Here is a 26964-nt window from a genome sequence, read left to right as displayed (position 1 = left end):
TGAAAGTGGCGCGCATGAGGGACCAGCCTTCCGCTGGTGGTCTGCCGCCGCTCAGATGGAACCGCTGCCCATGACCGGTCCGGCAGAACGGGAACTCAACCGCCTCGGCCTGTTCTACGCCGTGGTCATCCGTGCTGTCGTCGCGGCGCTGTGCAGCCTGGTCTCGTGGGCCACTGCGACGCCACGGGACTTTCTGCTCGCCACTCTGATCATCCTGGCTTTCAACGCGTGGAACGTGTTCTTCGCCGTGCGCATGCTCCGGCGCCAGGAGCCTTGGCTGCTCGTGGTCGATCTGCTGGTCATCACCGGCGTCTGCCTGGCTCAGGTGTGGACGGCCGCGCCCGAGATGCACGTCGATCGCGTCAGCTGGGTGCTCGTGGCGACCTCGATCATCGTCGTGGCGTATCAGTTCCACTCGTCTGTGCTGGTCGGCGCGGTGGCCGCGCTGGTGATCCTGGCCGCGTACCTCACCGGCGGGGTGCTCGCGAAGCTGCAGGACTGGACTCTGGTCGTCCCGATCGGATCGTGGATGGCCATCGAGGCGGTCCTCGGGCGCGGCCTCTACATCCTGGTGCGGCGCGGTGGACGGGCCGCGGACCGTGAATTCGAACGGGGTGAGCAGGTCCGGCGTGAGTCCGCCGTCGCGACTGCGCGGCGCGCTGACGAGCGTGAATACCTCGCGGCCTTGCATGACACGGCGTCGGCGACGTTGCTCATGGTCGGTGCCGGTGTGGCGAGCCGTCAGGAGTCCTGGCTGTCCGAGCAGGCCGCCCGTGACCTTGAGGTCATCCAGGGGCATACCGACCCCGCGGATGGTGAAGTTGATCTGGTCCCGATGCTGCGCCATGTCGTCGAGCACGTACCGGTGCGGATCGAGTGGCATCTGCAGGACTCGGTGACGCTGCCCGCCGTGGTGGCTGTGGCGCTGTGCCGGGGTGCCCGTGAAGCGTTGACGAATGTCGTTCGGCATGCCGGCGTGGACGTCGCCGAGGTCTCTGTCGCGCGGACCGCTGCCGGTGCGGTGCAGGTCTGGATTCGGGACCGGGGCAAGGGTTTCGAGCTGGCCACGATTTCGGGCCATGGTTACGGCGTGACAGGTTCGCTGGTCGAGCGGATGGCTCGGCTGGGCGGCCAGGCCGTCGTCACGAGCACGCCGGGCCGTGGCACCGAGGTCATGTTGGAGTGGCCCGATGCACGCGCCTGAGCCTTACGACGTTCCCGGCCACGCTGAGGACGTGGCCACGAAGTACATGCGGGGCATGCGGTGGAGCTCGGCCGCGATCAGCTTGGTCGTCATTTACGGCCTGTCGTTGCCGAAGCTGCTCAACCATTGGGATTCCTACCGGCCGGTCGAGGTCCAGGTCCTTGTCGTGGTCCTGCTGACGGTGGTTTCGGTGATCGCCGCCTTCGACCGGATCGTGCGGCGCTGGCGTTGGTGGTTGATCGCGATCGTGCTGGCGACCTCGCTGGCCGCCACGCTGACCGTCGCCCCGAGCGACCGGCTGGGGCTCGCGCACTGGTCCGATGGCGTGGTCGGGTGGCCACTGGTCCTTCTTGCGATGGGGCAACCCGTCTGGTTGTTCGCGGGATTGCTTGCGGCCCATTATCTGCCCGCGTTCGGGCTGGCCATTTTCGACGGCCCGGCCGATGTCACGTTCGCGGGCGCCGTCAACACCACAGTGGTGTCGGCGGCGTTCCAGGTGGCGGTCATCCTGTTCGCCAACGCGTTGCGCCGGGTGGCCATGTCGGTGGCCAAGGTGGCGCGCGAGGAAGAACAGGTGCGGACCGCCGAGGCTGTCGCCGGTCAGCTCCACGAAGACCGCAAGGACCGGTACGCGGCGCTCGCGGAGACCACCGCGCCGGTGCTCGCTGGACTGGCGTCCGGGACGCTCGATCCGGGGGACGAATCCGTCCGGCGGACGTGCGCGATCGAGGCGGCGCGCATGCGCAGGCTGTTCGGCGAGGCCACCGTAAGCCCCGATCCGTTGGTGGACGAACTGATGGCGTGCGTCGGTCTGGCCGAGCGAAATGGGGTATCGGTACGGTTCTCCGAGCGGGGCGAGCGGCCGCCGGTGCCCGTCGAGATGCGCCGGCTGCTCACCGAGCCCGCTGTCGCAGTTCTGGCCACGGCGCGTGGCGACGTCCGGCTCACGGTCGTCGGCGCGGGAGAGCAGGTCACCGTGAGTGTGGTGGCTGATTCCGTGCCGTACGCCGTTCCGATTGTGGACAACGACGAGATCACCACTTCGACCGTGACGGCGGGGGACCGGTTGTGGGTGCAGGCGACCTGGAGGGGCCGCGGATGACGAGCATCGTCGTGGTGGACGACCACCCCGCTGTGATCGCGGGGGTCAAGGCCTGGTGCCAGGCCGCCGACCCGCCGATCGACGTGCTGGACTCGGGATCCAGCGTCTCGGTGGCGTGGCTGGACCCGGGTGACCGGGCCGACGTGGTCGTCCTCGACTTGCAGCTGGACATCACCGGCCCGGCGTACGGCGACCTCAAGCGGCTGGTCGACGCGGGGCGCCAGGTGGTCGTCTACACCATGCGGGAGGACCGGGAGACCGCGCTGACCTGCCTGGACATCGGGGCCTTCACGTACCTGACCAAGGCCGAGGGGGAGGACCACCTCGTCGCCGCGATCCATGCCGCGGCGAGCAACACCCCGTACACGCCGCCAGCTTTGTCGGGCGCGCTGGGCACCGACACGAGGGCCAATCGTCCGAACCTGACCCAACGGCAGATCGACGTGCTGCTCGAGTGGTTCCACTGCGAGTCCAAGGAGATGGTGGCGCAGAAACTGAACCTCACCGTCAGCACCGTCAACGGGTACCTCGACCGGGTCCGCGTGAAGTACGCCAACGTCGGCAGGGAAGCACCGACCAAGGCCGCACTGGTGGCCCGTGCCATCCAGGACGGCATCGTCAAGGTCGACGAGCTATGAGGGGCGATTGACTGTCAGAGCCCTGCCCGCGGATCGCTTAGCGTCCTGACCAGCGATCCCAATGGGGAGGGAGATCCATGGCCGCCACCAGGATCCCGGTCGGTGTGATCGAGGACCATCCGCTCTACCGCGCCGCCGTAGCCCAGTTGCTGGCCGACGCACCGGACATCGAAGTGGACGCCGTCGCGGGGTCGGTGGCCCAGTTCGCCGCCCACCGGCAGAACCCGGCCGGTGTGGTGGTCCTGGATTTGCGCCTGCCCGGCGTCCAAGGCTCGTCGGCGGTGGTCGAGGTCGTCGGTATGGGCCACCGCGTGCTTGTTCTCTCGGCCTACTCCGGGCGCGCCGAGGTCCTCGGTGCGATGGCTGCCGGGGCGAGCGGGTACCTGTCGAAGGACTCCGACGGCGCCGAGATCCTGCACGCTGTCCGGCGCATCGCCGGCGGCAACAGCTACGTCAGCCCGATGCTCGCGGCGCACGTGCTGGATGCTCTGCCCGGCCGGGACAAAGGCCTGGTGATCGAGTTGTCCGCGCGGGAGCGTCAGGTGCTTTCCCTGGTGGCGGCCGGGGAGCGGGACCAGGACATCGCTGAGGCCCTCGATATCAGCATCCGGACCGTGCGGTCCTACCTCGACCGGATCCGGGACAAGACTGGTCAGCGGCGGCGGCCCGAGCTGACCAGGTACGCCATCGAGAAAGGCGTCGCGTACGCGCCAGTCGTGCCGACTGTGCCGGTGTGACCGATGGAAATCCTCATCGCGGCGCTGGCAGTCGGCGCCGCCGGTGTTGTCGCGTACGTGATCGGTGTGCGGCGCGGGCGTGCGGCGGAACGCGCGGAGCTCAACCGCTACATCCACGACAACGTACTGCAGGCGTTGGAAGCCATGGCGATGCGGACGCCGTCGGACTCGGTCGACGCCGAGGCGAAACTCACCGAGTTCCGCAATCTGGCCAGGGCGCAGGCGATCGCGCTGCGGCGGGGCTTCGATGAACCCGCGGTGGGCGGACGGTTGACCGAAGACCTGGCTAGCGTGGCCACGGATCTCGCGCGCGATGGGTTGCGTGCGCAGCTGGTGATGGCCGATATCGACGACCAGTTGCCGGAGGCGCGGCGCAAGGCCGTTCGCGACGCCACCAGGGAAGCGCTGCGCAACACGTTGAAGCACGCGCAGACCACCCAGGTGACCGTGCGGGTCGAGGAGCGGGACGGCGGGATCGTGGTCACCACGCGGGACCACGGCGTCGGCTTCGACACCGCGCAACGGCCACGCGGGTTCGGGATCAACCAGTCGATCATCGCCCGGCTCAGCCAGGTGGGCGGATACGCCGACATCGTGTCCCGGCCCGGTGGCGGTACGCGGGTCACCCTGTGGGTGCCGAAATAGGTCAGGTGCGGGCCAGTTTGCGCAGCCGTATGCCGAGCACGATCAGGACCACGCCGTAGATCAGCGCGAACACGCCGATGAACGCGGCGATCGCGGCGACGCCGAGCGCCGGCCAGATCAGCACGAGCAGACCGAAGATCGCGGAGAGCAGACCGGCGAGGCCGAGCAGGAGCTCGCCCTCGATCTGCTTGCGCAGCCGGATCGCCGCGACGATCTCGGCGATCCCGGTGACCAGGGCCCACGCACCGACCAGGATCGCCAGCGCGGCCACCGTGATGCCCGGCCAGACGATCGCGATGATGCCTGCCGCGATGCCGAGGATCCCGCCGAAGATCCGCATGCCGCGGTTGGACTTGTCGGGGTTACGGAACGCGTCCATCAGCAGGCCGATCCCGTCGACCAGGGCGTAGACCCCGAAGACGATGGCGAGGGCCAGCGCGGTCAGGCCCGGCCAGATCAGCGTGAGCAGGCCGAACAGCACGGCCAGCACGCCGCGCAGCACCACCAGCCCCCACGCTTTCGGCAGGTCCATCACAACAATCGGGTCGCTGACATCGGGGCCGGTCATGGCTGCCTCCAGGGGTGTGTTCCGCGCACATTCTCACCCAGAGTGAGCAGTTGTGCACTCGGACAAACCGTCATACAGAGTGACAACCGGACCTTCGGCGACATGGCAAAACGGCGCGATCTGGCCACCTGGACAGCCGGAGAGGGGTCAGCGTGAGGTGGCGCCGCCGTTGCGCCACGTGGCGTTGTAGCGGTCCCGCTCGGCCTGCTTCAAGGCTTTGCGGACCTGCGAGGCGTACTGGTCGGGGTAGCCGTGGCGGGTGACGCGGCTGTCGACGCTGTGCGTCGAGAAGATCAGGGAGTAGTACATGCCCGCGTAGACGCCCAGGCCCAGGCCGACCAGGACGATCGTCAGATCGAAGTTCATCATCACGGCCAGCACCAGGTACAGCGCGGCGAGGATGGGCGCCATGAACACGAGGCGTCTGATCACGTGGCGGACCAGCCATGTCGGCGCGGTCGCGTCGTGCAGCACCCACTCGCGGTAGCGGTCGGGCAGTTTGCCGCCCACCGCGTACCACAGCCACTGTGCGGGGTTCGGCCGTTTCACACTCATGGGGTACCACTCCCGTCCAGATACACACGCCCGCCCGCGTTAAGTGTGCGCCGCCGGAGGTCCGCGTTGGCAGCCAGCATCTGGGTAAGTGACGTGGGCGACTGCGCTGTCCGCAGCACGGCGACGAGGTATGCCACGTCGCCCGCGGGCAAGGACACGGCAGGCGCGGTGATCAGGCGGGTGTCGAACGGGTAGATCAGGACCGTGCCGGTCGGGCCGACGTCGCCGACGGACGCCATGAAATCCGGGACCGCGTCCTGCGGGAGGAACACGTTCAGCCACGGGTGCGGCTTGTCCTGGTCCTCCAGCACGAGCCGGTTGGCGAACTCGAAGTAGGACACCTCTTCGTCCACCGCGAGATCCGGGACCACCGAGTCGTAGGTCGCCAGGGAGATCTCGAACGTGCCCTCGGGAAGGGCCATTCCTTCGAGGTAGTCGAAGCGGCGTGACTCCATCAGTTCACGTTGCACGGCAAGGAACGCAGCCAGGGACGAGAACTCAAGCTTGTAGCGGTAGACGCGGGACGGCGCGGACACGAGGCGCAGAGCGGCCCGCAGAATGATCCCGTGCCGGCCGTAGCCGCCACGGACCAAGTCGAACAAAGGCATCCCGGGTTCGCATGTGTGGACGACGCCGTCAGGAGTGAGGACCTCCAAAAGGCCGACGTTGTCGACCTGCATCCCGTGGCGATGCGTCATTCCGCCGATTCCGCCTACCGAAAGCGTGCCGCCGACCGACAGTTCCAGATAGTCCGTCAGCACCGGCGGTGTGAGGCCGTACGGAAGCGTCGCGGCGAGTACGGCACTCCACCGGGCGCCCGCCCCGGCCAACACCTGAGCACCGTCCACGCAGATCGAGTCCAGGCCGCGCATATCGACCACCACGCCGTCGGAGACCTGCGCTTGTCCCGCTGTGGAATGGCCTTCACCGCGGGGCCTCAGGCGCACGCCGGAAGCCAAGGCGTCCTGGATTTCGGCCACCGTCCGCGGGCGCAAGACGCCTCGCGGACGGGTGTGCACGATGTGGCCGAAATCGTCAGCGGCCCAGGACAAAACGGCGTCATCCGCAGTGGTCACGCCCTCATTATTCGCCCCGCTGGCCGTCGGCGAACTCGCGCAGCACGTCCAGATGCCCGACGTGCCGTGCGGTCTCCTGGATCAGGTGCGTCAATATCCAGCGAACCGTCCGGTCTTGATCCCGGAACTTCAGTTTCGCTTTGTCGGACGGCCGCATTCCGGCAAGCGCGGCGTCAGATCTTGCCCATTCCGCCTCGTAAGCCGCGATCACCGAAGCGGGAGTCGCGTCTTCGGGGATCTTGAAATCCGTGTCCGGTTCGTCGTCATCCCAGTACAGCGTCGGCAGGTCCGATCCGCCGCCGACATTCGAGATCCACCAGCGTTCCACCGCTGTCAAGTGCTGGATCACGCCGAGCATGCTCATCTTCGGCGACGTCGGCCACGGGGTGGCGACCGCTTTGGACCGGTCCAATCCGGCCACCTTGTTCACCGCGGTGATCCGCAGGAAAGTCAGGAACTCGGTGAGCAGTCGCAGTTCATCCAGGGCGTGGACTTCCGGCCAGGAACGTTCTCGCACTTCAACGGTTTCTTTCGAACTGGTGTTCGCCACGGGGATAGTCTGGCACACGCCCAAAAGGGCGATTGACCGGCCAGCGAACAACAGCGACTCTTTAATTGACGGTCGCCGCCGGTGCGGTTCGCGGGGAGTCACACCGTGTGCGCCCAGAGGGAGGCTCGTATGAAGAGTCTGGGTTGTTCAGCGTCGATCCCGTCATTGCATGACCATCCTGAAATCGGTCAATTGCCCGCATAGCGCGGATCCTCCTTTTTCTTTCGCAGGCCACGGGCCGTCTGCCCTGCTTCATTGACGGTCCGGCGGTCGCGCACACCCCACTTCGAAAGGGGGATGCGATGAAACAAGCCGCACCCGTCTCCACGGCGGTTGTGTTCTTGCTCGCGTTGAACCTCCGACCTGCTGTGACTAGCCTCGGAGCAGCTCTTGAAGATGTGTCGGCAGAGCCGGGAATGACCGCGGCGATCGGCGCCGTACTGGTGGCTTTGCCTTTGTGGGCCAGCGGAATCGGTGGTTGGGGCACGCCTTGGCTGCGCAAGCGTGCCGGAATTCACCACGCGGTCACGTGCTCGCTCATCATTCTTGGCATCTCGTTGGTCTTGCGGGTCCAAGGTGGTTCCGAACTGTTACTCGCGGGGACTTTGCTCGCGTGTCTTGCAATTGCAGTCGTGGGCACTGTCCTGCCGGTTCTGGTGCAACCCGCGTCGTCGGGGACGAGAGCCACTTACACACTCGCACTCGGTGCCGGCAGCACGATGGGTGCACTGGTCACGCCCACTTTGGTCGCGGCGTTTTCGTGGCAGTTCGCGCTGGCCTGCTGGGCATTGCTGGCCGCGGTGACCGTCCATGTGTGGCAAAGCGCGCCACGGTCCAGCATGGTCTTCGCGCACAGCGCGCTGAGCCCCAGAAAGCTTTTCCACTCACGGGCCGCGTGGCACCTGACTGTCTATTTCGGACTTGTCTCCACGCTGACGTTCCTGGTCATGGGCTGGTTGCCGGTGATTCTGCGGGACGCCGGGCTGCCGGCGAGCACCGCCGGTTTCTGCCTGGCGTTGTCGATGGCGATGGGCCTGCCGATGATGTGGCTCGTGCCGTTCTGTGTGCACAAATGGCGCAGGCAATGGATCCTGGTCGTACTACTTGTCGCCGTGAACGCCGTTGGCGTGGTCGGATTGCTTGTCGCGCCCGCGTTCCTGCCGTGGGTGTGGTCGATCGGCCTGGGGATCGGCATGGGCGGCCTCGCGATGGCGCTGACCCTGATTTCGGTTCGGACGGCGGGCAACGCGGATGTGACAACGGCGCTGTCCGGAATGGTGCAAGGGCTCGGTTATTTCATCGCCGGTGTGGGCGCGTTGGCGTGCGGCTTGGTGCACAGCATCACCGACGGCTGGACGGCGCCGCTGGTGATGGCCCTTGTCGTCCTTTGCGGACAAATCTGGTGCGGTGTCCGCGTGACACGGCAGGTCGTCATCGCGCCCAAACCTCAGCCGCAGCCACAACCCAGCACGATGGTGGCCGTCGACCTGCCACCGGAACCCGCGATCCCGTTGCCGCGCCTGCCGATCGTGCCGGCGCAGCACACCGAACGAGTCGGTCAGGAGGGTTGACGCCGGTAGTCACCGCTGCGGCCACCGGATTTCGCCTCGAGCCGGACGTCGCCGATGACCATGTCCTTGTCGGCCGCTTTGCACATGTCGTAGACGGTCAAAGCGGCCACACTCACCGCGGTGAGCGCCTCCATTTCCACACCGGTCTTGCCGGTGACGGAAACGGTGGCGGTGATGGCCAGGGTGCCAGGCCCGGACGGTTTCAATTCGACCGACACGCTGTCGATTCCGAGCGGATGGCACAACGGGATCAGCTCGCCGGTCTTCTTGGCCGCCATGATCCCGGCGATCCGCGCGGTGGCGAACACGTCGCCTTTCGCGATCTTGCCGCCGGTGATCAGCTCGAGCGTCGACGGCTTCATGTGCACCGCGCCGGACGCGACTGCGACCCGGTGGGTCACCGGTTTCTCGCCGACGTCCACCATGCGAGCCCGGCCCGCGGAGTCCAAGTGGGTCAGGCCGGCTGTGCTGCTGCTCGACCCGGCACGCAGGTCTTCGGCGTTCATGCTCGACCCTGCAAGCAGGTCTTCGGCCATCTCGTTCATCCTCCGCGGGTGTGCATTTCCAGGTGAGGGTCGCGTTTGAGGTTCTCAAGGCTGACGAAGACCTGTCCGCGGGCGCGTTGGCCGATCCGCTCGACCGCGCCGCGATCGCGGCGCTGCTGCCAGATCCCCGTGATCAGGTCGCGCAGGTCGTCCAGCGACGCGCCGTCACGCAACGGCGTCCGCAGGTCAGTGCCGGTCATCGCGTACAGGCAGCGCAGCCACATCCCGTCCGCGGTCAGCCTGCTGCGGTCACAGGTGGCGCAGAACGGCTGCGTGGTCGAGGAGATGATTCCGAAAACCGTGCCGTCCGGCAGCACGAAACGGTCAGCCGGTGCCGCATCCGTTTTGCGAAGTTCTTCGGCGGGACCGTACTCCTGCGCCAAGGTTTCCAGGATTTCCTTGCGGGAGAAGACTTTTTCCGGCGTCCAGCCGGTGGCGCCGCCGACGTCCATGTATTCGATGAACCGGACTTCGGCTGACATGTTCTTGCCGAATTCGATCAGGTCGACCAGTTCGTCCTCGTTGAACCCGCGCATCACGACGGTGTCGATCTTCAGGTCGGTCAGCCCGGTGGCCACCGCCGCGTTGATCCCGGCCAGCACGTCCGGATGCGTTCCACGCCTGGTCAACGCGCTGAACCGCTCGGGCCGCAAGGTGTCAAGGCTGATCGTCAGCCGGTGCAGGCCCGCTTCCCGCAGCTGTTCGGCGTGCTTGGCCAGCAGCACGCCGTTGGTGGTCATCGCGAGGTCCTTCACCCCGGGCAACCCGGCCAGCCGCCGGACCAGTTCGGGCAGGCCACGGCGCAGCAGCGGCTCGCCGCCGGTCAGCCGCACCTTGTCCACCCCGAGGGAGACGAACGCCTCGGTGAGGCGCTCGATCTCCTCGAAGGTCAGCAGGTCCTCGCGCGGCAGCCAGGCGTACTCCTCCTCGGGCATGCAGTAGCGGCACCGGAGGTTGCACCGATCGGTGAGGGATATACGCAACGCGCCCATCGGGCGGCCGAATACGTCGACTGGAATGCCGTCCACACCCGAGGCTAACACTCCTGTGCCGGTGGAAGCGTCACGCGAGCCGTCGTCGCCGATGTAACGAACGCCTCGCTGACGGATTGCGCATCCAGCGTTACGGACTGCCCGGAATTCCGGATGATGGAAGAAACGGAATAGACGTCGTTTCCAACTCGCCCGAGGAATGTCCGCGAGGAAGTCCCGGCCTGATAGACGCGGTATTGCCGGATTGCCCCAGACTCTTTGGTCCGTGCGGCGGCTGCTGGCGCCCCACTTGTAGCCGGACGGACTGGCCGGCGCTGGTGGGCCAGCGTGCGGCCGCCCTCGGGCGGTCAGCCGGGCCGTGGTGGATCCGGACGACATTTGTCTAGACCATTTAAATAGGGCACATCCGGCCTTCCCGGTTGCCGATTGACAGACGTACCGGACAAGTGGTGTGATTCGGCTACTGTTAGGAAACTTTCCTATCCAATTCGGCAAGATCCAGCGCCACAACTGAAGAACACTCGTCAAGCCGCCGCCCCCGACCCCTGCAGGAGGCATCAGTGGCACGCTCGAGATGGATCGCAGCTGTGCTCAGCCCCGCGCTGATCACGACCGTGATCACTGCAGCCGTGTTCACAATTCCGCAAACCGCGTCCGCCGCACCGGTCACGTACCAGTCCGAGAGCGCGACGATCTCGCAAGGCGTGGTGGAGTCCAACCACACCGGGTTCACCGGCTCCGGGTTCGTCAACTTCGACAACGTCACCGGCAGTTACGTCGAGTACACCGTCAACGCCGCGGCGGCGGGCCGCCACTCACTGGTTTTCCGGTACGCCAACGGAACCACCGCGAACCGGCCACTGGACATCACCGTGAACGGCACCCCTACCGTGTCGGGTCTCGGTTTCCCCGGCACCGGTGCGTGGACCAACTGGCAGTCGGTCACCACACAGGTCAACCTTGTCGCTGGTACCAACAGGATCCGCACCACGGCGACCACGGCCAACGGCGGGCCGAACGCCGACTCGTTGACCGTTGACGTCGCGGGCACCGAGCCGCCTCCCGGCCCGGGCGACACCCCGGTGGCCAAGAACGGCCAGCTGAAGGTGTGCGGCACCAAGCTCTGCAACGAGCGCGGCCAGGTCGTCCAGCTGCGTGGCATGAGCACGCACGGCATCCAGTGGTACTCCCAGTGCGTCAAGACCGCGTCGCTCGACGCGCTCGCGAACGACTGGAAGGCCGACATCCTGCGCGTCGCGATGTACATCCAGGAAGGCGGCTACGAGACCAACCCGCGCCGCTTCACCGACATGATGCACGGGTACATCGAGGAAGCCACCAAGCGCGGGATGTACGTCCTGGTCGACTGGCACCAGCTGACGCCGGGTGACCCGAACTACAACACCTCCCGTGCCAAGACGTTCTTCACCGAGATCGCCCAGCGGCACAAGGACAAGAAGAACATCATCTACGACATCGCCAACGAGCCCAACAACGTCAGCTGGGCCAACGTCAAGCGCTACGCCGAGGAGATGATCCCGGTGATCCGCGCGCAGGACCCGGACAGCGTCGTGTTCGTCGGTACGCACGGCTGGTCGACCTTCGGCATCTCCGACGGCCAGAGCGAGACCTCGGTGTTCAACAACCCGATCAACGCCACCAACTTCATGTACACGTTCCACTTCTACGCGGCGTCGCACCGGGACAACTACCTCAGCGCGTTGTCCCGCATCGCCGACCGTGTGCCGGTCTTCGTCACCGAGTTCGGTACGCAGACCTCCAGTGGTGACGGCGGCAACGACTTCGCGATGTCGCAGCGGTACATCGATCTGATGGCGCAGAAGCAGATCGGCTGGACCAACTGGAACTTCTCGGACGACTCCAGGTCCGGCGCGGTCTTCAAGAGCGGCACGTGCGCGGGCAGCAACTTCACCGGCACCGGTCCGCTCAAGCCTGCCGGTGTGTGGGTGCGCGAACGGATTCTGAACCGGTAAACCGCTCCGCATCAGGGAAAACGGCCCCCGAGTCCGCTCGGGGGCCGCTTTTTTGGCCGCACCACAGGCAATCCCCTAAGGGCAGGCGCCGCGGAAATCAGGGCGAAGTCATCCTCCAGGAGGTTCCCAGCGCCGGTGAGGTCTTGGCAGGGTCGGTGCCTTCCTAGGAAAGGGGCGACGATCTTGAGACCAGCCATGCGCGCGTTCGGGGTGGCGCTCGCCAGCGGAACACTGCTGTTCAGTGCCGGGGTAGCCAGCGCGCAGACAACAGAGGTCCAGGCGTATCAAGTTCCATCCATCGACTGGAAGCCGTGCGCGGAGGACCCCACGGCCGAGTGCGGCAGCCTGCGCCTGCCGATCGACTACAAGAAGCCCGACGGCGAGAAGTTCGATCTCGCGGTGGCTCGCCGCAAGGCGACCGATCCGGCCAAACGGGCCGGGATCATGCTGATCAACCCGGGCGGGCCCGGTGGGTCCGGCGTCAGCTTCGCCATCGGCAGCAAGGAGTACTTCAGCGCCGATGTCCAGGCGCGGTTCGACATCATCGGCTGGGACCCGCGTGGTGTCGCACGCAGCCAGCCGGTCAAGTGCTCGCTCGAACTGCTCACCAGGGCACCGAGCAGCTATCCCGCCAACCAGGCCGAGTTCGACGCGTTGGCGGCGTACAACCGGGAGCTCAAGGAGGACTGCCGCAAGCGCAGCGGCCCGATCTCCGACCACGCCGACACCGGCGCGACCATCCAGGACATGGACGCGATCAGGCGGTCGCTCGGCGAGCAGAAGATGAACTACTACGGCATCTCGTACGGCACCTTGATGGGCCAGCAGTACGCCGAGCGGTACGGCGACAAGATCCGGGCGATGGTCATCGACAGCAACATGGACCACAGCCTCGGCACGTGGGGGTTCGCCGCCACGGAAGCGCAGACCGCGCAGAGCTCCTTCGACGAGTGGGTCAAGTGGTGCGACCGGACCGCGGCGTGTGCGTTGCACGGCAAGGACGTACGCGAGTTCTGGCACAACCTGCTCGCCAAGGCCGACCGCGGTGAGGTCACCGATCCGTTCGACCCGACCCGCAAGGCCGAGGCACGGCAGATCATCGGCGCCGCGTTCGGCGCGTTCTACGGCCCGGACTGGAAGGGCCTGACCGACTTCCTGGTCGAACTCGACAGCGGCAAGCCCGCGCCGACGCGGGCTTTCGCGGCCGACCAGGAGGTCAACGCGGTGTTCCAGGCGGCGTTCTGCTCCGACTGGAGCCTGCCGGTGCGTTCCTTCGCCGAGTACAAGGCGTTGGAGCGGATGGAGAACACGATCGCCCCGGACATGCGCGGCGGTTCGCTCGGGCACTCGGCCATCACCGGCTGCGTCGGCCTGCCGGAGAAGGTCAACAACCCGCAGCACCGGCTGGACATCGACAACGCGCCGAAGATCCTGATGCTCAACGCGTTGTACGACCCGGCGACCGCCTACTCGTGGGCGGTCAACGCACACCGGCAGACCAAGGACACCACCGTTCTGCTGACGTACGAAGGTTGGGGACACGGCGTCTACGGCCGCAGCGACTGCACCAACGGCGCTGTGGACACGTACTTGGCGACGTTGAAGACACCGAAGAAGGGCGCCAGGTGCGAGGCTGTTGAGCCGCCAGTGAGCCAGACCCTGGGCGCGGGCAAGAGCAAGCTGCCCGCCGGGCCACAGCCGGGCATTCCGGGCTGGATCCGCTGAACCACCCGCTGGCCGCGGGTCTCAGCCCGCGGCCAGCGGCCAGGTCGGGCAGGCCATGGCCAGGTTGCGCTCCGGCAGCGGAATGTCCAGCTGTTCCAGCAAGATCGTGACTCGGCGGGCGTAGTCGACCAGGTCGCCTGCGCTGCCGAGCACGTGCTCGGTGCAGCGTTCGTACTCACGCAGGCCGTAGAGGCACATGAGGACGCCGGTTGCGATGCCGTGGGCGGCGTTGACGAGCCCGAGGGCGGCCCTGCGTTGGATCTCCGCGAGGTACGGTTCGACGGCTTTGTCCACGAGATAGGCGCAGGCGTCGTCGGGGTCGCAGACGCCGACGTCGGGTGCGTCCATGTCGCAAAACTCGTAGCCGGTCAGCGTTTTCGCGAGGGCCATGCTGACCTCCTCGTACGACGGGGCGGACAGCAACGTCGTCGCGTGCCATTCGGCCTCGGCCGCGAGTTCCGGGTGGGACCGCAACAGATTCGTCAACACCTGGGCCTGCTCGGACGTCCTGAGTGCGGCCAATGCGGTCGCTGCCACGGGGATTTCCTCCGATCTAGTAGGACGACGCCTATTCAGCCACCGCCGGTTACTTGCCGGTAGAGCCGGAAGACCTACTCCATTCGAGCACCCGGCAGCCGTGACATGATCGGGGAATGCTTCGAATCGGTGTGCTCGGTGCGGCCCGGATCGCGCCCGCCGCGCTGATCAACCCGGCCAAGCGGAACGGGGACGTCGAGGTGGCCGCGGTGGCCGCCCGGGACACCGGCAAAGCCAGGCAGTTCGCGGCCAAGCACGGCATCCGGAAAGTCCACGAGGGCTATCAGGATCTGCTCGACGACCCGGAGATCGACGCGGTCTACAACCCGCTGCCCAACGGGCTGCACGGCCGATGGACGCTCGCCGCGCTGGCCGCGGGCAAGCACGTGCTGTGTGAGAAGCCCTTTACCGCCAACGCTGTCGAAGCCAAGACGGTCGCCGACGCGGCCGAGTCGAGCGGCCTGGTGGTCATGGAGGCGTTCCACTACCGGTACCACCCGATGTTCCGGCGGGCCGTCGAGGTGATGCGGGACGGCGAACTCGGGGACATCGAACGGATCGAAGCCGCGCTGTGCTTCCCGTTGCCGAGGTTCTCCGACATCCGCTACGACCTCGGCCTGGCCGGCGGTGCGCTGATGGACGCGGGTTGCTATCCCGTCCACTTGGTACGGTCGCTGGCCGGATCCGAGCCGAAGGTGTTGTCCGCACGGGCCAAACTGCACAAGCCGAACGTGGACCGGGCGATGATCGCGGAGGTCGGGTTCGACGAGGGGTACACCGCGGAGATCACCTGCTCGATGTGGTCGAGCGACTTCCTGCGTGTATCGGCGACGGTGTACGGCTCGAACGGCCTGATGAGCCTGACCAACCCGTACGCGCCGCAGTTGTTTCACCGGATGACCGTGGTTGCCGGTGGCGGGAAGCGGGTCGAGCGGTTCGGCAAGCGGCCGACGTACGAATACCAGCTGGACGCGTTCGTCAACGCGGTCGAGAAAGGCGAGCCGACCTTGACCCCGCCGCAGGACTCGATCAAGAACATGGCGGTGATCGATGCCATCTACACCGCCGCGGGCCTGGAGCCCCGCATTCCGACCGGCTGACCGAAATCACCTGTGTTGTCGCTTTGACTTCAATATGTCCGACTTCTAGGCTGGAACATATGGCTATTGAGCTGAACCACATCATCGTTTACGCGAAAGACGCCAAAGCATCAGCCAAGTTCCTCGCCGACATCCTCGGCCTCGAGGTCGGCGACAAATGGGGACCGTTCTATCCGCTTGTGGTGTCCAACGGGGTCACCCTCGACTACTTCGACACCACCGGGGACATCCAGTCACAACACTGCGCGTTCCTGGTCAGCGACGACGAGTTCGATGCCTCGTTCGAGCGGATCAAGGCCGCCGGCATCCCGTACTGGGCGGATCCGTACAAGCAGAAGCCGAACGAGATCAACCACATGTACGGCGGCCGTGGCTTCTACTTCGACGACCCGGACGGGCACGCCATGGAGCTCCTCACCGCGCCGTATGCCTAAAGTGCACGGGTGCTGGTTGTACTCGCTGTTTCACTCGGAGGTGGGCTGGGCGCCCTGGCCAGATACGCCGTCGGCCTGCTGGTTCCGTCCATCTGGGGCACTTTCGCAGTGAACGTGCTTGGCTGCCTGCTGATCGGCGTTCTGATGGGGGGACGGCCGGGACACCGGCTGACTCGGCCGTTCCTCGGCGTCGGAGTCCTCGGTGGATTCACGACTTTCTCCACCTACACCGTGCAGGGGCTCGGCCTGAGCCTCGGGATGGCTGTCGGTTACCTGGCCGCGACGCTGGTGGCGGCCATGATCGCGGTGACCGCGGGCGTCCTGATCGGCAGGCGGTTCGCGTGACCGCCTTGATGGTCGTGCTCGGCGCCATGGTCGGTGCGCCCCTGCGATATGTGGCGGGTCGCACGGTTTCCAGGCCATGGGGGACGTTCGCGGTCAATGTGGCCGGGAGTTTCGTCCTCGGGCTGGTGGCCGGTGCGTCCGGCGGGATTTACGCGCTGGTGGGAACGGGCTTCTGCGGTGCACTCACGACATACAGCACGTTCAGCTACGAAACGTTCGAACTCGTCGAACGGAAGGCGTACGCGACCGCGGCAGCCTACGTCGCACTGAGCCTGGTGGCCGGACTTGGCGCCGCCGCACTGGGGCTGGCGATCCGGTGAGGCAACCGGTCCAGAGTGGAATGTGAGGGTCTTGTCAGCATCACTGGCCAGGTGCTGATCTCGCCCTATTATCGGGCATATGTGTGCGCACGTGGTGCTGGCCGAGGACGACCACAAGCAGGCTGAGCTGGTCCGCCGGTACCTTGAGCGCGAGAACCACACCGTCGCGGTCGTGCACGACGGCCGCAACGCCTTGGACGAGGTCCGCAGGCAGCGTCCCGACCTGGTGGTACTCGACGTGATGCTGCCCGGTGTCGACGGCCTTGACGTGTGCCGGATCCTGCGGCGGGAGTCCGATGTGCCCGTGCTGATGCTGACCGCGCGATCCACAGAGGACGATCTGCTGCTCGGCCTCGACCTCGGCGCCGACGACTACGTCACCAAACCCTTCAGCCCCCGGGAACTGATGGCGCGGGTGCGGACGCTGCTGCGTCGCACCGCGCCGAAGCAGTCCCCCAAGGACCGGGTACTGCGGGTCGGCGGGCTGGTGATCGACCCTGACAAGCACGAGCTGAGCAGCGACGGCGCCGTGATCCCCTGCACCCCAGGCGAGTTCCGGCTGATGGCCACCCTCGCGGCCCAGCCTGACCGCGTGTTCACCCGGGCGCAGCTGCTGGAACAGCTGCACGGCTTCGACAAGTTCATCACCACGCGGACGATCGACGTACATGTGATGAACCTCCGCAAGAAGATCGAACCCAATCCACGCAAGCCGACCCGGCTGATGACCGTGTACGGCGTCGGCTACAAGCTGACCGATGGATAGGAGCAAACCCAGGAATCGGCACAGCCTGCTGGTCCGGCTGCTGATCGTGTCGATCGTGGTGGCGTTGTGCTCCATCGCGGCGACTGCGTGGCTCGCGGCCCAGACCACCACGGTCGCGATCAAACAAGCGCAAGGTCAAGCACTCGCCGACGACGCCAAGATCTACGACACCCTGGTCGGCTACGCGGCCACGCACAAGGACTGGGCAGGCGTCGAAGCCGTTGTGCGGCAGCTGAGTGAGCAGACCGGCAGGAACATCACACTGGCCACATCGGACCGTCGGCCGATCGTGGGATCGGAACCGTTGCCGGAGAAGCCGTCGGCGGTCATCGACCCGCTGTCGGTGGACTCGGCATTGGCCACCGGCCAGACCGCCGACCGGATCGATCGCCGCGCTGTCGGCCCCTTCCAGCTGACGCCCGACGAACACGGCAGGCTCAAGAGCGTGGCGGACACCGTACTCGCCTGTGTGCAGACAAGAACCGGATCCGGCACGCTCGAAGAACTCCCGAGTGGACGGTCCATTGTGCGCGGACCGGAGAACACCGCGGCCAGTATCCGTTCTTGCTCGACAGGCAACGACCTCACCACGCCTATGCCCACCGAGCGCGCCGCACTGAAGCAGCTGGCGGCGTTGGTCAACGCCTGTCTTGACCCAAAAGGACAGCCGCATGTGGCTCTCCAGTTCGACCAGAACGGGGAGATAGTCCCGGCTCCGCTCCCGTCGCAGGCCTCGGCGCCGGTTTCGCCCGATCGAGGCCAAGTGGTGGCCGAATGCGTCGCCGACGCGCGGCGCGAGCAGTTGCGGTCGTACTTCGCGCCAGCAGCGTTGTTGTTCGTCAACACACCGAGCGAGGCGTCGGCTGGATGGGACCTGTCCGCCGCGAGCCGGTGGCGGATCATCGGCGTGGCCGCGCTCGTCCTGCTTGTCACGGTGCTGGCCACGGTGTTCGCTGGTGCCCGGCTGGTCCGGCCGCTGCGTGCGTTGACCGGTGCCGCTCTGCGGATGAAAAGCGGAGACGACACCGCGCGTGTCAAGGTCAGCGGGTCGGACGAGATCGCCCAGCTCGCTGCGGCCTTCAACGAGATGGCTGACAGCCGCGAGCAGCTTGAGGGCCAACGCAAGGCGATGGTCAGTGACATCGCGCACGAGCTGCGGACGCCGCTGAGCAACATCCGGGGCTGGCTGGAGGCCGCGCAGGACGGCGTGACCAAGCCCGACCAAGCGCTTGTGACCTCACTGATGGAGGAGGCGCTGCTGCTCCAGCACATTGTGGACGATCTGCAGGACCTGGCGATGGCTGACGCGGGCAGGCTCAGGCTGCACAAGGAACACGTGCACCTGACCGACCTGCTGGGACAAGTCGTCGCGGCGAACCAGCCGCGAGCCAACGGCGTGCGTCTTTCGCTTGACGTGCAAGGCGATCCGGGGCTCGACGCGGATCCCGTGCGGCTGCGTCAAGTCGTGGGCAACCTGGTGACGAACGCCTTGCGGCACACCGCACCGGGCGGATCGGTCACTGTTTGCGGCCGTATGCAGGACGGTTGGGTGGTGATCGACGTCGTGGACACCGGAACCGGGATCTCCGCCGAGGACTTGCCGAAGGTGTTCGACCGGTTCTGGCGTGCGGAGAAATCCCGCAACCGGCAGTCCGGCGGTTCCGGGCTGGGCCTGGCGATCGTCCGGCAACTCGCCGAGGCACACGGCGGCACGGCGACAGCCGTCAGCGAACTCGGCCGTGGTTCGACGTTCCGGCTGCGGCTACCGGTTGACGACACTTTCCTGACAGGATCCTGATATTCGTCCGACAGGTTCGTCGGTATGAAACTCGTGATCACAGGTGTCCTGGTGGGCGTCGCCGCACTCAGCGCGTGCTCGTCGCAGGCTGAGCAAGCCGCCCCGCGGGTCGCTTCCGTGCAGACGTCCGAATCGGCCACACCGAGTCCGCAAGGGCAGCCAAGCTCGCCGGTGAAAGACCGGCCCCGGTTCCGCATCGACATGACGGCCGAGGAAGAAGCCCGGCTGTATGACGACTACCGCAAGTGCATGGTGGACCACGGCATGCCAGCAGACCTGGGGCGCGGCCGTGACGACGGGCAGTCAGGCCCAGTGCTTCCGGGGTCGCCCGGGCAGTCGGGGGCCGGAGGCCAGAAGCCGCCGAAGGAAGTTGTCGAAGCCGCGGCCAAGGCCTGTGACGGTCTGCTGCCGTTGCCCGCGTGGGAGAACGACATCAACAACCCCGAGGCCTTCGACTTCGCCCGTCGCGTTGTGTCGTGCCTGCGCGCCAAGGGCGTGAAGTACGTCGAGGTCAGCAAGAACGAGGACAGCGGCATGGTCGGGCCCGCGTTCGGCGGCCCGCAGAACGACCCGGAGTCGATCAGCAAGGGCCTCGACTTGACGCCGAAGTGCGAGCGGGAAGTCGCGGCGGGCGGGTACAAGTGAGCCGTAAGGGAATCCTGATCACCGCAGGCGTGCTGCTTGTCGCTGTCGCGGGGGCGATCGTGGTCGCCCTGGTGGGAGGCAAGCAGCACGCTGCCACCGCGAGCGGACCCGAACCGGCCAGAACCACCACCGTCGTCAAGACGGACCTTTCGCTGTCCGAGGAATTCACCGGGACACTGGGATTCGGCGACGAGACACCATTGAAGGCACGTGCGGCCGGAACCGTCACCTGGTTGCCCGCGGCCGGTGCGAAGATCGGTCGCGGCGATGTGTTGTACAAAGTAGACAACCGGCCCGCGGTTCTGTTCATCGGCGGCACACCGACCTACCGCAAACTGGACGCTCCTGGGATCAAGGGCCCTGACGTCAAGGTGGTCAACCAGAATCTGGCCGACCTGGGTTACCTGAGCAAGTCAGCCGGGCGGTCCGACACGTTCACTGAAGCTTCGCAAGCAGCGGTGAAGAAGTGGCAGAAGGCTTTGAAGACCGACGAGACCGGGATCGTCGACCTGCCGGACGTCGTGGTCCTGCCCGCACCCGTCCGGATCGGCACGGTCAACGCACAACTGGGAACGACCGCCGACGGTCCGCTGGTCGGCTACACGTCCGATGTGAAGGTGGTGACCATGTCGGTGGACTCGGCGATCGCCACCGGGACCAAAGTGGACATCGTGCTGCCCAGCGGATCGAAGACCACCGGATCGGTGGCCGCCGTCGCCAAGAGCCAGGACAAGCCCGACACCAACCCGGTCGGAGGCGGCACCAAGATGACCGCCACGGTCACTGTGGACGATCCGTCCGCGGTCGCCGCCGTGGAAGGCTCGGTGACGGTCAAGGTCGTCGGCTCGGCCAAGTCGGGCGTCCTCGCGGTCCCGATCGGCGCGCTGCTGGCTGTGAAAGAAGGCGGATACGCGCTGCAAGTGGTGACAGGCAACACGACCAAACTCGTCCCCGTCGAGACAGGCATGTTCGCCAACGGAATGGTCGAGGTGAGTGGAACGGGCATCACCGAGGGACTCACGGTGGTGACCGCCTCGTGATGCCGGTGCTGCGGATCCAGGACGTGAGCAAAGAATACGCGGGTGGTGTCCGGGCGCTGGACCGCGTGAACCTGACGATCACGCCGGGGGAGTTGCTGGCCATCGTCGGCCCGTCCGGCTCAGGGAAGTCCACACTGCTGCATCTGATGGGCACTTTGGACAAGCCGACCTCGGGCATTGTCGAGCTGGAAGGCCAGGACGTGACCAAACTGTCGGACCGGCGGCTGTCGGCATTGCGCGGCAAGGAGATCGGGTTCGTGTTCCAGCAGTTCCACCTCAACGACGGTCAGACCGCGGCGGACAACGTGGCCACTGGGCTGCTCTACGCCGGAGTTCCACGCCGGAGACGCCGACCGGTGGCGCTGGAGGCGTTGGCCAGGGTGGGCCTGTCGAACCGGGCGAAGCACTTGCCGCATCAGCTGTCCGGTGGAGAACGGCAACGCGTCGCCATCGCGCGGGCGTTGGTCAACAGGCCCGCGCTCGTGTTGGCCGACGAGCCGACCGGAGCGTTGGACACCGCGAACGGACGTGCGGTACTGGAGCTGCTCAACGAGCTGCACGCGGAAGGCACGACCATCGCGGTGATCACCCACGATCGGGAGATCGCCGCAGGCATGCCACGCGTCGTGGAGATCCGGGACGGGCGGATAGGGGCGGATCGTGTCGCCGTTTGATCTGCTGTCACTGGGTTTCGCGCGGCTGCGGACCCGGCCGTTGCGTGCTGTTCTGGCGGCGTTGGGCATTTCCATCGGTATCGCGACGATGCTCGTGGTGATCGGCATCCCGGCGTCCAGCCAGCAGGCGGTGGTCGACGAGTTGGCCGCGCTCGGCCCGAACCTGTTGCGGGCACAGGCGATGCGCGACGAGCTGAACAACAAGGAAGCGGGCATGCCGCCGCAATCGGTCGAGATGGCTCGGCGGATCGGGCCAGTGCAGCTCGCGGACGGTGTGGCCAATGTGCACGCCGACGTCCGCCGGTCGGACGTCAACGCTCAAGGAAGCGGCATCACCACTCTCGCCGCGTCACCGGACCTGCTGCGGATCCTCGGCGGCACGGTCCACTCTGGAACGTTCCTGAGCGCGGCGACCGAGAAGTTCCCCACGGTCGTGCTCGGCAGCAAATCCGCGACCTGGCTGGGGATCACCGAGATCCCCGACGGGCAGGCACCGCAGATCAGGCTGGCGGACAAGTGGTTCACGGTGATCGGTGTGCTGGCCCCGATGCCGCTGGCGCCCGACGTCGAACGATCGGTGCTGATCGGCTGGGACGCGGCCAAGGACCAGCTCGGGTTCGACGGCAAACCCACGGTCGTCTACGTCAGATCCGACGAGTCATCCATCGAGGACGTCCGCCAGGTCCTGCCGCGCACACTCAACCCCGAGCAACCCAGCCTCGTTCAGGTCAACCGGCCATCGGACGCGTTGGCCGCCAAACGAATCACCCAGAACGCCTTCGGCACGCTGCTGCTGGGCCTCGCGGGGGTCGCGTTGCTGGTCGGCGGGATCGGTGTGGCCAACACGATGGTGATCTCGGTACTCGAACGCAAACGCGAGATCGGGCTGCGTCGCGCGATCGGCGCGAGCAAGGGACAGATCCGCGGCCAGTTCCTCACCGAGTCCATAGTCCTGTGTGGACTTGGCGGGCTGGCGGGCGGTCTGCTCGGCATCACGGGCACGGCCGCGTATGCTCACCTGCAAGGATGGCCGCTGGTCATCCCGGGCACGGCGATGCTGGGCGGGTTCGCAGCGTCCCTGACGATCGGTGTGCTGGCCGGGGTGTACCCGGCGGTCAGGGCGTCCGCGCTGACTCCGACCGAAGCGCTCGCGTCGCCCTGACCAGTGCTTTAGTGTTCCAGGCGTGGACCTACCCGTGATGCCGCCGGTGAAACCGATGCTCTCCAAGGCCGTGCACGAGGTGCCGCGCGGGCCAGGGCTGAGCTACGAGCCGAAGTGGGACGGGTTCCGGTGCATCGTGTTCCGGGACGGCGACGAGCTCGAGCTGGGCTCGCGCAACGACCGGCCACTGACCCGGTACTTCCCGGAACTGGTTGAGTTGCTGCGCGAAGCCTTGCCGCCACGGTGCGTGGTGGACGGTGAGATCGTCATCGTCTCCGAGACCGGCCTGGATTTCGAGGCGCTGCAGCTGCGCCTGCACCCCGCGGCGTCCCGGGTGAACAAGCTGGCCGCGGAGACACCGGCCAGCTTTGTCGCCTTCGACCTGCTCGCCCTTGATGACCGCTCCTTGCTGGAGGAGTCGTTCGCCCAGCGCCGCCACCTGCTGGAGAGCGTGCTCGACGACAAGCTGGCTCGGGTGCATTTGACACCGATCACCACGGATCCGGACGTCGCGCAGGACTGGTTCACCAGGTTCGAAGGAGCCGGGTTCGACGGTGTGATGGTCAAACCGACCGACCAGCCGTACGAGCCGGACAAGCGTGTGATGTGGAAGGTGAAGCACCAGCGGACAGCCGATTGTGTCGTCGCGGGTTTCCGGTGGCACAAGGACGGCGAGTCCGTGGGATCTCTGCTGCTCGGCCTGTTCGACGAAGAGGGCGTGTTGCGGCCTGTGGGCGTGGCCACGAGTTTCACCGCGGCACGCCGTCGTGAGCTGGTGACCGAGCTCGCGCCGCTGCGGGAGAACGCGCTGGAGGACCACCCGTGGCGGCAATGGGTCGAGGCGGACACACCCAGCATCGGGTACAGCCGCTGGGCAGTTGGCAAAGACCTGTCATGGGAACCGCTGCGGTGTGAATGGGTGGCGGAAGTCCGTTATGAGCACCTTCAAGGCTGGCGTTTCCGGCACGGCAGCCGCCTGGTGCGCTTCCGCCCGGACCGCACGCCCCAATCCTGCACGTACGCGCAGCTTGAACAGGTCGCTCCGGCTGAATTGAAGATGCTGTTCGGCTAAGTTGGGATCATGGCGTCGCCTTTGGTACCGAACTACGGCGCGGGCGCACTGTCCGACGTGGTCCCGTCGATCATGGCGGGCCTCGGCGTGCCCGGCCTGTCCGCGACGGTGCCGTTGCCTGCGGCGAGAAAGGTCTGCCTGCTACTGGTCGACGGACTCGGCTGGCCGCAGCTGAAGGCTCATCCCAAGGACGCGCCGTTCCTCAACAGCCTGGCGGGCAACGAGATCACCGCCGGTTTCCCGGCGACAACGGCGACCAGCCTGACCACGATCGGCACAGGCGTGCCTTCCGGCACCCATGGCATCGTCGGATATTCCTTCGCCGCCTCGGACGACGAACTGATCAACGCGTTGAGCTGGGGATTACACGGCGCCGGGCGCAACGAGGACTTCCGGGAGAAGTACGTGCCCGAGGAGTTCCAGCCGGTGGAAACGTTGTTTCAACGCGCGTCGGACGACGGCGTGCATGTTCGACTGGCGACTCAACGGGTTTTCGAAGGCAGCGGCCTGACCCGGGCGGCGTTCCGCGGCGGCGAGTTCGGTGGCGTGCTGGCGCTTGGTGACCTGGCCACGAGCGCTATCGAGGCGTTGTCGGCCGGTGATCGGGCGTTTTGCTACGCGTATCACTCCGAACTGGACTTGCTCGGGCACGTCTTCGGGCCCGGCAGCAAGGCATGGCGGTTCCAGTTGCGGCAGATCGATCGGCTGGCGGAGACAATCGCCGAGGAACTGCCGCCGGACGGAATGCTTGTCGTCACCGCTGACCACGGCATGGTGTCGATCGGGGACGACGATCGCATCGACTTCGACGTGAAACCGGAACTTCGCGAGGGTGTCCGGATGCTCGGCGGTGAGCCGCGGGTCCGGCACGTGTACACCGAACCTGGTGCGCTACTGGATGTTCAGGCTGCGTGGGGCTCGCTTGTCGGCGATCGTGCCTGGATGCTGACCAGGGACGAGGCCATCACCGCCGGGTGGTTCGGGCCGAGCGTGGCGGACTACGCGCGGGGCCGGATCGGTGACCTGGTCGTTGCGGCACAGGGCAGTACGGTGATCACTCGGTCCAAAGTGGAGCCAAGGTTGTCGTTGCTGAGCGGCCAGCACGGCTCGCTCACCGCGGATGATCAGCTGATTCCATTGCTGACGGCAACAGCAGCGTAAACGTCGAGCCGTCCCGGTGCATGAGCCGTCCGCCGTCGGCCTCGGCCAGGCTGCGTGCCAACGCCAAGCCGATGCCGTGTCCGTTGTGGACGTTGACGCGTTTGGTGAAGACGTCCACGCCGGGCCGGACACCGGCGCCCTCATCGGAGACATCGATGGCCAGTGCGCCGCCGGCGTCCCGGGCACTCACCCGCACTGTGCCTGAGCCGTGGGTGTATGCGTTGTCCACCAGGACGTTCAAGATCTGCCGGACGCCGGCCTCGGCCGCCCGGGGTGCGGGAGCTCCGTGCACGTTGATCTCCAGGGAACGCCCCGACGAGGCCAACGGCTCCCGCCAGGTTGTCTCGACGTCGTCAAGCAGCGCACCCAGATCCGCCACTGGCGTGGAGTTCAAGTCCCGGGTCAGCGTCAGCAGATCGTTGACTGTCCTCTCCAGACGGTCGACGGCGGCGATGCCCTTGCTGATGGCGGGCCGTGGGTCGCCCGGGGACTCAAGCGCTCCCTCCAGCTGCAGCCGCAACCCGGCGATCGGTGTCCGCAACTGGTGCGAGGCGTTCGCGGAGAAGGCCCGTTCCCGGTCCAGGGTTTCCCCGATGCGCTGTGCCGTGGTGTTCAACGTTGTTCCCACCGAGTCGATCTCAGGAACGCCGCTGCGCCCCGTTCGGACCGTGAAGTCGCCTTCTCCCAACACCTTCGCTGTCGCCGACAAGTCTTCCAGCGGGCGGGCGAGCCGGGCGGCCATGCGGCGGGCCAGCAACCACGTCAGGGCGACCGCGAGCACCGCGCTTCCGAGCATGGTCAGCAAGGTGAACGCCGTGCGGATCGTGGCTGACTTGTGCGACTTCATCGCTCGCATGACACCCAGCAGGCGGCCTTCGTCCATGATCGGAATCGCCACCACGATGGTGTCCTCCGCGTCTGTCTCCTCGATCTCGCCGCTGGTGGCGCGTCGCACCGCGCGATCCGCCAGGATCGGGCCGCTGCCTGCGCGCAGTTCGCCGGTGGGGGTGTAGAGGCCGATGGTGGTGTCGGTGGGCACCACCGGCAACCGGGGCGAACCGGACAAATCGTTGGCTACGGCCAGGGCTGCCGCGGTGGCGACCCGCTCGAGTTCGGTGCGTTCGTCGTCCCAGTAGTACCGGGCGACGAACACGCCGAGTGGCACGCCGAACAGCGTGGTGGCGACCACCGCCGCCATTGTCGCCAGCATGACTATTCGTTTGCGCATCAGCTCACCTCGCCGGGCGTTCCAGCCGGTAGCCGTGGCCGCGCAACGTGGAGATGCGGGGCGCCTGCTCCGGTGTCGGTGCGACGGCGGCAAGTTTTCGCCGCAGCGCCGCGATGTGGACGTCGAGAGTCTTGGTCGAGCCGTACCAGTGTGCGTCCCACACTTCGGTCATCAACGTGTCCCGGCTGACCGCTGAGCCGACCGCGTCGGCCAAGCGGGCCAGCAGGTCGAATTCCTTGGCACGCAACGCGACCTCCTGCCCGGCCACGGTCACCTGACGGCTGGCGGTGTCCACCACCAGTTCACCCACTGAGATCATCTGACGTGCACTGGACGGCCCACGCCGCAGGTGCGCGCGCACCCGGGCCAGCAGTTCGCCCAGCCGGACGGGCTTGACCAGGTAATCGTCCGCGCCCGCCTCCAGGCCGACCACGACGTCCATCTCGTCCTGGCGCGCGGTCACGATCACCAGCACTGTCTGCGGCTGCATCGAACGCAGCCTGCGGCACACCTCGACCCCGTCGAGGTCAGGCAGGCCCAGATCCAGCAGAACCAGGTCGAACGCGGTTCGCTGGGCCTCGTGCAGCGCCATCGCACCGGCGCGCGTCCAGCAGACCTCGTAGCCGTGCAGCCGCAGGCTCGAGTCCAGCGCCTCGCCGATGGTCCGGTCGTCCTCCACAAGCAGCAGTCTCGCCACAAATCTCACACTAGCGACTCAACGACAGCCTTCCGGTAACCCGAGATAACCATCCGTTTGCCTTGGACTTCCTAGCGTGGTTT

Annotated in this window: 29 protein-coding genes; 20 read left to right on the top strand and 9 right to left on the bottom strand. The window is 66.6% G+C overall.

All coding sequences use genetic code 11. The features are described from left to right. The first annotated feature begins 70 nt into the window (after positions 1-70). From B9C43_RS41085 to B9C43_RS41065, 5 genes are all read left to right on the top strand, one after another. The gene (locus B9C43_RS41085) at positions 71-1204 is read left to right on the top strand and encodes a sensor histidine kinase (protein WP_143446953.1); all 1134 of its coding nucleotides are present in this window, start codon (positions 71-73) and stop codon (positions 1202-1204) included. Further along, positions 1191-2306: a hypothetical protein gene (locus B9C43_RS41080; RefSeq protein ID WP_084432866.1), complete on the top strand. Its 1116-nt coding sequence runs from the start codon at positions 1191-1193 to the stop codon at positions 2304-2306. The genes B9C43_RS41085 and B9C43_RS41080 overlap by 14 nt, the downstream gene beginning before the upstream one ends. Beyond that, positions 2303-2944, top strand: coding sequence for a response regulator transcription factor (locus B9C43_RS41075; RefSeq protein ID WP_033389259.1), 642 nt, complete (start codon positions 2303-2305; stop codon positions 2942-2944). Before B9C43_RS41080 ends, B9C43_RS41075 begins: the two co-directional genes overlap by 4 nt. Before the next feature lie 77 nt (positions 2945-3021). Next, entirely contained in the window at positions 3022-3681 is a 660-nt protein-coding gene (locus tag B9C43_RS41070; protein ID WP_033389255.1) for a response regulator, read from the top strand. A 3-nt stretch (positions 3682-3684) separates the two neighbouring features. Beyond that, positions 3685-4326 (top strand): sensor histidine kinase, encoded by a 642-nt coding sequence (locus B9C43_RS41065; protein WP_084432865.1) that lies wholly within the window; start codon positions 3685-3687, stop codon positions 4324-4326. A gap of 1 nt (position 4327) precedes the next feature. On the opposite strand, the gene B9C43_RS41060 is transcribed toward B9C43_RS41065, so the two are convergent. The 4 genes from B9C43_RS41060 to B9C43_RS41045 form a co-directional block, all read right to left on the bottom strand. Continuing rightward, positions 4328-4894, bottom strand: coding sequence for an HdeD family acid-resistance protein (locus B9C43_RS41060; protein ID WP_084432864.1), 567 nt, complete (start codon positions 4892-4894; stop codon positions 4328-4330). Between the two features lie 147 nt (positions 4895-5041). After that, positions 5042-5449: a DUF5313 family protein gene (locus tag B9C43_RS41055; protein ID WP_033389257.1), complete on the bottom strand. Its 408-nt coding sequence runs from the start codon at positions 5447-5449 to the stop codon at positions 5042-5044. Next, a complete protein-coding gene (locus B9C43_RS41050) occupies positions 5446-6525 on the bottom strand; it encodes an FAD-binding protein (RefSeq protein ID WP_084432863.1) in 1080 nt (359 codons plus the stop codon). Before B9C43_RS41050 ends, B9C43_RS41055 begins: the two co-directional genes overlap by 4 nt. Positions 6526-6532: 7 nt before the next feature. Beyond that, positions 6533-7075, bottom strand: a complete 543-nt coding sequence (locus tag B9C43_RS41045; protein WP_084432862.1) for a DinB family protein — start codon at positions 7073-7075, stop codon at positions 6533-6535. Positions 7076-7377: 302 nt separating this feature from the next. Between B9C43_RS41045 and B9C43_RS41040 the strand changes: the two genes are divergently transcribed. After that, on the top strand, positions 7378-8646 hold the full coding sequence (locus tag B9C43_RS41040; protein WP_327224499.1) for an MFS transporter: 1269 nt from the start codon (positions 7378-7380) through the stop codon (positions 8644-8646). Here the strand turns inward: B9C43_RS41040 and moaC are convergent. Together moaC and moaA are read right to left on the bottom strand one after the other, a co-directional pair. Further along, on the bottom strand, positions 8634-9191 hold the full coding sequence (gene moaC, locus B9C43_RS41035; RefSeq protein ID WP_407657155.1) for a cyclic pyranopterin monophosphate synthase MoaC: 558 nt from the start codon (positions 9189-9191) through the stop codon (positions 8634-8636). The two genes, B9C43_RS41040 and moaC, sit on opposite strands and share 13 nt — an antisense overlap. Then, positions 9188-10219, bottom strand: a complete 1032-nt coding sequence (moaA, locus tag B9C43_RS41030; protein WP_200825923.1) for a GTP 3',8-cyclase MoaA — start codon at positions 10217-10219, stop codon at positions 9188-9190. Before moaA ends, moaC begins: the two co-directional genes overlap by 4 nt. A 524-nt stretch (positions 10220-10743) precedes the next feature. Here moaA and B9C43_RS59970 point away from each other — a divergent pair. Both B9C43_RS59970 and B9C43_RS41020 read left to right on the top strand, forming a co-directional pair. After that, positions 10744-12177 carry a cellulase family glycosylhydrolase gene (locus B9C43_RS59970; RefSeq protein ID WP_084432860.1) on the top strand — a complete coding sequence of 478 codons (1434 nt, stop codon included), beginning with the start codon at positions 10744-10746 and terminating at the stop codon, positions 12175-12177. Positions 12178-12360: 183 nt separating this feature from the next. Further along, positions 12361-13902 carry an alpha/beta hydrolase gene (locus B9C43_RS41020; RefSeq protein WP_084432859.1) on the top strand — a complete coding sequence of 514 codons (1542 nt, stop codon included), beginning with the start codon at positions 12361-12363 and terminating at the stop codon, positions 13900-13902. Positions 13903-13923: 21 nt separating this feature from the next. Here B9C43_RS41020 and B9C43_RS41015 read toward each other — a convergent pair whose 3' ends face one another. After that, the gene (locus tag B9C43_RS41015; protein WP_033389267.1) at positions 13924-14439 is read right to left on the bottom strand and encodes a hypothetical protein; all 516 of its coding nucleotides are present in this window, start codon (positions 14437-14439) and stop codon (positions 13924-13926) included. 116 nt (positions 14440-14555) lie between these two features. Between B9C43_RS41015 and B9C43_RS41010 the strand changes: the two genes are divergently transcribed. The 12 genes from B9C43_RS41010 to B9C43_RS40960 all read left to right on the top strand — a co-directional run bounded on the left by B9C43_RS41010 (position 14556) and on the right by B9C43_RS40960 (position 24956). Next, positions 14556-15539: a Gfo/Idh/MocA family protein gene (locus tag B9C43_RS41010; RefSeq protein ID WP_084432858.1), complete on the top strand. Its 984-nt coding sequence runs from the start codon at positions 14556-14558 to the stop codon at positions 15537-15539. Positions 15540-15598: 59 nt separating this feature from the next. Then, positions 15599-15973 (top strand): VOC family protein, encoded by a 375-nt coding sequence (locus B9C43_RS41005; RefSeq protein ID WP_033389269.1) that lies wholly within the window; start codon positions 15599-15601, stop codon positions 15971-15973. 9 nt (positions 15974-15982) lie between these two features. Beyond that, a complete protein-coding gene (locus B9C43_RS41000; RefSeq protein WP_084432857.1) occupies positions 15983-16318 on the top strand; it encodes a fluoride efflux transporter FluC in 336 nt (111 codons plus the stop codon). After that, entirely contained in the window at positions 16315-16638 is a 324-nt protein-coding gene (locus B9C43_RS40995) for a fluoride efflux transporter FluC (RefSeq protein WP_084432856.1), read from the top strand. Before B9C43_RS41000 ends, B9C43_RS40995 begins: the two co-directional genes overlap by 4 nt. Positions 16639-16717: 79 nt before the next feature. Further along, the gene (locus tag B9C43_RS40990) at positions 16718-17404 is read left to right on the top strand and encodes a response regulator transcription factor (RefSeq protein ID WP_033389272.1); all 687 of its coding nucleotides are present in this window, start codon (positions 16718-16720) and stop codon (positions 17402-17404) included. After that, positions 17397-19202 (top strand): sensor histidine kinase, encoded by a 1806-nt coding sequence (locus tag B9C43_RS40985; protein WP_084432855.1) that lies wholly within the window; start codon positions 17397-17399, stop codon positions 19200-19202. Before B9C43_RS40990 ends, B9C43_RS40985 begins: the two co-directional genes overlap by 8 nt. A gap of 24 nt (positions 19203-19226) precedes the next feature. Next, complete coding sequence (locus tag B9C43_RS57060) at positions 19227-19847, top strand: hypothetical protein (protein WP_160097050.1); 621 nt, start codon at positions 19227-19229, stop codon at positions 19845-19847. Continuing rightward, a complete protein-coding gene (locus B9C43_RS40980; protein WP_160097048.1) occupies positions 19844-20887 on the top strand; it encodes an efflux RND transporter periplasmic adaptor subunit in 1044 nt (347 codons plus the stop codon). Before B9C43_RS57060 ends, B9C43_RS40980 begins: the two co-directional genes overlap by 4 nt. Further along, complete coding sequence (locus tag B9C43_RS40975; protein ID WP_143446952.1) at positions 20884-21561, top strand: ABC transporter ATP-binding protein; 678 nt, start codon at positions 20884-20886, stop codon at positions 21559-21561. The genes B9C43_RS40980 and B9C43_RS40975 overlap by 4 nt, the downstream gene beginning before the upstream one ends. After that, on the top strand, positions 21548-22723 hold the full coding sequence (locus tag B9C43_RS40970) for an ABC transporter permease (RefSeq protein WP_235039142.1): 1176 nt from the start codon (positions 21548-21550) through the stop codon (positions 22721-22723). The genes B9C43_RS40975 and B9C43_RS40970 overlap by 14 nt, the downstream gene beginning before the upstream one ends. Positions 22724-22745: 22 nt before the next feature. Then, a complete protein-coding gene (locus B9C43_RS40965) occupies positions 22746-23795 on the top strand; it encodes an ATP-dependent DNA ligase (RefSeq protein ID WP_200825922.1) in 1050 nt (349 codons plus the stop codon). 9 nt (positions 23796-23804) lie between these two features. Further along, on the top strand, positions 23805-24956 hold the full coding sequence (locus tag B9C43_RS40960) for an alkaline phosphatase family protein (protein WP_084432851.1): 1152 nt from the start codon (positions 23805-23807) through the stop codon (positions 24954-24956). Here B9C43_RS40960 and B9C43_RS40955 read toward each other — a convergent pair. Both B9C43_RS40955 and B9C43_RS40950 read right to left on the bottom strand, forming a co-directional pair. Further along, a complete protein-coding gene (locus B9C43_RS40955; RefSeq protein ID WP_033389279.1) occupies positions 24907-26184 on the bottom strand; it encodes a sensor histidine kinase in 1278 nt (425 codons plus the stop codon). The two genes, B9C43_RS40960 and B9C43_RS40955, sit on opposite strands and share 50 nt — an antisense overlap. A gap of 4 nt (positions 26185-26188) precedes the next feature. After that, on the bottom strand, positions 26189-26881 hold the full coding sequence (locus B9C43_RS40950) for a response regulator transcription factor (protein WP_084432850.1): 693 nt from the start codon (positions 26879-26881) through the stop codon (positions 26189-26191). Positions 26882-26964 lie beyond the last annotated feature (83 nt).

The organism is Kibdelosporangium aridum (genome assembly GCF_900176515.1).
In the GTDB taxonomy this organism is placed as follows: Bacteria; Actinomycetota; Actinomycetes; order Mycobacteriales; family Pseudonocardiaceae; genus Kibdelosporangium; species Kibdelosporangium aridum.
This window is presented reverse-complemented; position numbering and strand designations above follow the sequence as displayed.